The sequence below is a fragment of the Flavobacterium sp. genome, assembly GCF_044371705.1.
GTDB lineage: Bacteria > Bacteroidota > Bacteroidia > Flavobacteriales > Flavobacteriaceae > Flavobacterium.
On sequence record NZ_JBILTE010000150.1, the window covers coordinates 1 to 6,202 of the forward strand.

Consider the following 6,202-nt stretch of genomic DNA (forward strand, 5'->3'; position numbering starts at 1 on the left):
GTTTGGCTATTTCTGTACTGAATTCGTCAAAATAAGTAGTTGGCTTTTCATTGATGCTTACAATACGGTCGCCTACCAATAAACCGGCTTTCTGTGCAGGCATGTTGGGTACTAATGAATCAATAATCACTTCTTCGCGAACGCCCAAAAAGTTTTTCCCTTTGCGTTTGATAACATCTCGTTTTCCTTCATCGGATAAATCAAAAGTAACTTCTTTACCACCTCTATCTACAGTAATATTGTCTCCAAAAAGAATTTCGATAGGTAATTGATCATATTTAGTTTGAACTTTACCATCTACTTTTAAGATTTTATCTCCGTTTTGTAATCCCAATAAATTACCAACAGAGTCTACTGCAATCCCATGCTTGATTTTCGAATTATCAACGAAATTATCGCCATGTGTCACAAACAACATCGCATAGATAATCCAAGCTAAAAAGAAATTGACTATGACACCTCCAAGGATGATTATCAAACGTTGCCAAGCCGGTTTACTGCGGTATTCCCAAGGCTGAGGCTCTTGTTTCAATTGCTCTTTGTCCATGCTCTCGTCGATCATTCCCGCAATTTTCACATAACCACCCATGGGTAGCCATCCAATACCATATTCTGTATCGCCTATCTTCTTTTTCACTAACGAAAACCAAGGATCGAAAAACAAATAAAATTTCTCGATGCGGGTTTTAAAATATTTTGCCGGGATAAAATGTCCTAATTCATGCAGAACTACCAGAAAAGACAAGCACAAAATCAACTGTGCTATTTGAATCAATGTTTCCATTTACGTGGGTTAAAATCTAAATTGCCGACAAAAATAAGGTTTTAGTCCTAATTGTACCTATTTCTGACCAGCGTATTTACTTTTTTAATACTTTTTTGTGAAATGTACCTTCTGAGGTGAAAATGGCAACGTAATAAATGCCACTAGCAAGAGAAGTGATAGAAAAAGTAGGCGTTAAACTTTCTGCCACTTGCTGACCCAACGAATTGTAAACAACCAGTCGTTCCAAATTGACAGTCGAAGGAACCACTAAAGTAAGATTGCCGTCGGTTGGGTTGGGATACAACTGCAAAGCAGCTTCCAAAGCAACGGTATCAACACCCAAAGTAGCCGTGTTGTTTTTGGAAATCAAATGTTTATTCGGGTCAAAAACAATTCCGGTCACGGTAAATGGAACCGAAACAGTAAAAACCTGTCCGTTTGTGGTGTTATTTAAAACCACGTCTTGTTGTGCACCATTTGCTCCAGTTAAGCGGACTTCCAAAGGCAATTTGAAAAAGGGAACCGAAGCATGCGATTGCGTTTGATTGACAGTGATTTGCACCTCTGAATTCCCCACATTTTGTGCTGACAAAGTATAGGTTGGATAGCCTTGTTTGTACAACCAATGGTCAAAAAATTCAGCAAGACTTTGTCCCGAAGCTGTTTCTAAATGTGTCTGCAGTTGGGTAGTAATGGCAAAATCATAAGCTAAATTCGTGTCGGCTAAATAATTTTTGATACCTTGGAAAAAAGCAGTATCACCCAACTTCCATCGCAACATATGCAAAACCATGGCTCCTTTGTTGTAACTCAAACGGCTACTGAAAATGCGGTTGACATTGGTTAAATCGCTATCTTGTAAATACACATAACCTCCGGGTTGCGAAGTAATATTGTTAATCAACGAATTTTTCCAAGAAACAAACTGCGGAGGACCATCTAAATTTTCAATGACCAAACCCGATAAATAGGTAGCAAATCCTTCATTCAACCAAATGTCTTTCCAAGTGCCGCAAGTAACTTTATTGCCAAACCATTGATGGGCCAATTCGTGAGCAATCAAACCGCGACTAAAATTGCCCATAAACGAAACGGTCGTGTGTTCCATGCCACCACCCCAACTAAACTGAGCATGCCCGTATTTTTCTTCCGAAAAAGGATAGGTTTCAAAGAGTGTTTCAAACAAAGTCATAATCGGCAAGGTCTGAGCCAAACTCGTCACCGCACCAGTATAACTTTCAGGATAAATATAATTCACAATCGGAAAATCATTCGGTGCCGCACCTGCAGTTTGTGTAAAAATCTGATAGTTGGTCACTGCAATTGCCACCAAATAGGCAGGAATTGGATAGGTGTGTTTAAAACGTGTGGTTTTAGTGGTTGTGCCATTGAGTACCTGACTAATTTCCAACCCATTGGCAACAGCAGTATAAATTTGCGGAACAGTCAAATACACATCCAAAGAATCTATTTTATCGGTTAAATCTTGTTTGCAAGGCCACCAATCTTTCGCACCGTAAGGTTCCGACAATGTCCATAAAATAGGTGTTCCGGCATGTGTTCCGGTGGTAAAAGCTTGTTCCCCTGTTGGAGGAACACCCGCATAACTAATTTTTAAAGAATCCAACGTTCCGGTGGGAAGTGTTTGCGGCAAAACCACCAACAATTCATTATTCGCTTGTGAAAAAGTCAACGATGTGGTTCCTTTCATCACTGAACCAACCGTTAATTGGTGAGCCAAATCAAACGTAATCGAACTCATGGGTTGCACTGCTTTATAATAAGCCGTGACATCGCCACTCACAAAATAAACTGCTGGATCAACCGCCAAATTCAGTCGTTGATACACCATATCATAATTCTGCGTATTGGGATTTACAGAAAAAGCAATGGTTTGCGAAGCCGATTTCATTTCAGCTTCCGAAATCTCCTGCAGTTCTTTCAAACTTTCCTGACTAAACATCGGAAGGCAAAAAAGCAACAACGTATATAAGTAGGTTTTACTCATCTTTTTTAAAAAATAAAATCAAAAGTACTGAAAATTAGTTGACTCCGTCAAAACCCTAACAAATTTTAAGAATCGTTTAATAATTAATCGCATCCTATTTCTGTTAATTTTAGCCACTGATTCGCAGATTCTTTTGCTTCTTTGTGAGTAAAGATAGGCCCCTGCTTTGCGTACTCTGCGTAAACCCTTGCGTCCCGAAGTTTCGGGATTGTGGTTAAACTTAACCATTCTTAATGAAAACCCAAGCGAAGCGACTTAATCTCTTAATGGTAAAAATTATGTCATTACTAGTATAATCTTAGGTTTTAAAATTTATTTTTTTTAACCATTAAGAAATTAAGTTCCATTAAGTTTTGGTTTACTTAAAACCCTTAATGAAATAAAGCGAAGCGTCTTAATACCTTAATGGTAAAAATTAAACTTTACCTTCAAATCATAACTCATAAACTTTTAAACCCTTAAACTTTTAAACTCTATTACCAAATCATTACCTCCTTTTTAAGCAAACATCACCAAATCATTACCGCCTAACAATTTCAAAACAAACCAATAGGCTCATTTAATCATTCCTTCGCATTAAAGAAAGTTTCCCCTAACAATGACCACCGAATTTTGTGTAAATTAATTAACTACACTATTATGTATAAAAATTACAAAATCAAAGGAATTGCATTCCTTATTTTGGTACTCCTACAAACCACTTCGTGGGGCCAAACACTCGTTCATTATTGGAATTTTAACAACAATGCTTCCGTGGCAGCAATCACAACTCCATCGCAAACAGTCGTAACTGGAGCTGCTATCACACACATTACGGGAGGAATCAGTGCAATTGACCCAGCTGGAGGTACAGGACAAAACTTCAATGTGTTAAATCTAAACGCCAGAAACAGTGATGTTTCAGGAACACATTTGCGTTTTAACGACCCCATCGGTGGTCAATTACAATTCGACCTGCCAACCATAGGTTTCGAAAATGTTATCATCAAATTCGCCACCCGTCGCTCGGGTTCTGGTGCTGGAACTCAAGTGTGGTCGTATACGGTTGATGGAACAAATTACCTTCCCTTTACGACTGTAATACCTAACAATGGTGACCCTGCTTTAGCAACATTAGATTTTACAGCCATTACAGCCGTAAACAACAATGCCAATTTTAAATTACGAGTTGCCTTTGAACAAGGAACCGGCGGAACCGTTGGAAATAACCGTTTTGACAACTTTACTGTAGACGGAAATGCAATCGGAGGTGGCGATGCTATTGCTCCTGTTGTAACACTTTCGCCAATGAACAACGCAACCAACGTTGCCATTACAGTGAACCCTGCCATTTCTTTTAATGAAAATGTGCGTTTGGTAAATAACGATCCAATTACAAACACCAATGCGGCTACTTTTGTGGAATTGCGTTTGAATAATGCAACCGGAGCTTTAGTTCCTTTCACAACAACCTTTGAAAACAACTCCATAAGCATTATTCCAACCACTGCTTTACTGAACAACCAGCAGTATTACCTAACGTTGTTACCAAATACCGTAGAAGATTTTAGCAACAATGCAGTAACTGCTGCTGTGGCAAGTACATTTACCACGATAGCTGTTCAAACGCAATTCCAAGCGGGTGACTTAGTATTCGTAGCTTACCGAATGAATGCAACGGCTGTCGAAGATGAAGTAGCTTTACTAACGTTAATTGACATTGAACCAAATACGTTTATCAACTTGACCGATGCAAAATACACCAACAATGCTCAACCGCAATGTCCAAACGGAATTGTATGGACGTTAGGTGCCAATGAATGTATGCCTGCAGGATCCGTAATTACCATTCAAACCTCAGCATTGATTGCTAACAAAGGAACCGTGACAGGTTCCGGTTTCGGATTAAGTTCCGGTGGTGACCAAGTAATAGTTTACACAGGAACTGCTGCTGCTCCAAACTTTATCACAGCTTTAAGCTCGAATGGTTGGATTGCTTCAAATGCTTCTTGTAGTGGAAGTTTATCAATGATTCCTGCGGGATTAGTTGACGGAACTTCGGCTTTAAATACTAGTACTGCTCCGGGAAATGTTGCCGGAAATGCAGTGAACGCTTTTTATAACGGAACGCAATCAGGAACGCCTGCGGTTTTGAAAGCAGCGATTTTAAATCCTGCCAATTGGGTTGCAGTAGCCGGTGGAACAGCTCCACAAACATGGCCAACTTGGAATTTCCCAAGTACCATTCAAGTGCAAAACGCGGTGGTACTAAGCAACACTACGATTGCCCTAACTTTCAACCAACCGGTAAATGTTGCCTCTGCTCAAACATTGGCAAACTATACAGGAATTGCCAATTTATTATCGGCTACTGCTGTTAACAATACCGTAACTTTAACGTATGGAACTCCTTTCGCACCAGCTACCAACTATACTTTAGTAGTAGACAATGTGCAAAATGCTACCAACATTCCAATGAGTTGTCCGTTTACGTTTACATTCGGTTTCAATACAACAGTTGCTTTTGCTTCCACTTTTGTAAAAGTAAATGAGAATGTAGGAACATTAAACTTCACTATCAACTTAGCAAGTCCTGCTGTTTCATCGGTGGATTTAGTAGTAAAAACGGCACCATTTAGTACCGCTAACGCTGCTGATTTCACATTGACCACACAGACATTGAACTTCAACGGAACTAGTTCGTTGACCCAAACAATTACTATTCCGATTGTAGATGATATATTGGAAGAACAACAAGCGGAATACTTCGTTTTGAGTTTAGAAAACCCCGTGGGGTTAACAATTACAGGAGATACGTTTGCAACAATTTACATCATCGACAATGATAAATTAGCACCAACACCTTCGCTACAAATTGAATTAGATTACATTGGAAGTTTTGATCCGTCAGGAAACAATACCAGTACGTGTGAAATTGTGGCACATGACCCAATCAGTCAGCGATTGTTTGCAACAAGTGCAGTAAGTGGATTCTTAGATATTATTAACTTTAGCAATCCTGCTGCTCCGGTCTTATTTTCATCAATCAACTTGAATCCATACGGAGGAATCACGAGCGTAGCGGTGAAAAACGGAATCGTTGCCGTAGCTTCACCCAATGCCGATGAAACCTTAAACGGCTCGGTCGTGTTCTTTGATACAAGCGGTGTCTTCTTAAAACAAGTAACCGTAGGTGCGTTACCGGATATGATTGTGTTTACTCCCGATGGAACAAAAGTATTAACTGCGAATGAAGGACAACCGAATGCCAATTATTCAATTGATCCCGAAGGATCCGTGAGTATCATTGACATTTCAGGAGGAATTCCTGCCTTGACACAAGCAAACGTAACTACATTATTATTTACCGCTTTCAACACTCAAGAAGCTGCTTTAATCGCTTCAGGTGTTCGTAAATTGAAACTGACAAGTACGATGTCTCAGGATTT

The 6,202-nt window shown here is 39.5% G+C and carries 3 protein-coding genes; 1 reads left to right on the top strand and 2 read right to left on the bottom strand.

Annotation, left to right across the window (positions count from 1 at the left end):
* Together ACIQ2S_RS10150 and ACIQ2S_RS10155 are read right to left on the bottom strand one after the other, a co-directional pair.
* Positions 1-784, bottom strand: a 784-nt coding sequence (locus tag ACIQ2S_RS10150) for a site-2 protease family protein (RefSeq protein ID WP_396175595.1), incomplete at its 3' end; no start/stop codon positions are given.
* A 76-nt stretch (positions 785-860) separates the two neighbouring features.
* Complete coding sequence (locus ACIQ2S_RS10155; protein WP_396175597.1) at positions 861-2,774, bottom strand: M1 family aminopeptidase; 1,914 nt, start codon at positions 2,772-2,774, stop codon at positions 861-863.
* 639 nt (positions 2,775-3,413) lie between these two features.
* Between ACIQ2S_RS10155 and ACIQ2S_RS10160 the strand changes: the two genes are divergently transcribed.
* Positions 3,414-6,202, top strand: a 2,789-nt coding sequence (locus ACIQ2S_RS10160; RefSeq protein ID WP_396175599.1) for a choice-of-anchor I domain-containing protein, incomplete at its 3' end; no start/stop codon positions are given.

Excerpts from the sequence above, each read along its gene's own strand:
- ACIQ2S_RS10155 (WP_396175597.1), bottom strand. The coding sequence starts at position 2,774 with ATGAGTAAAACCTACTTATATACGTTGTTGCTTTTTTGCCTTCCGATG.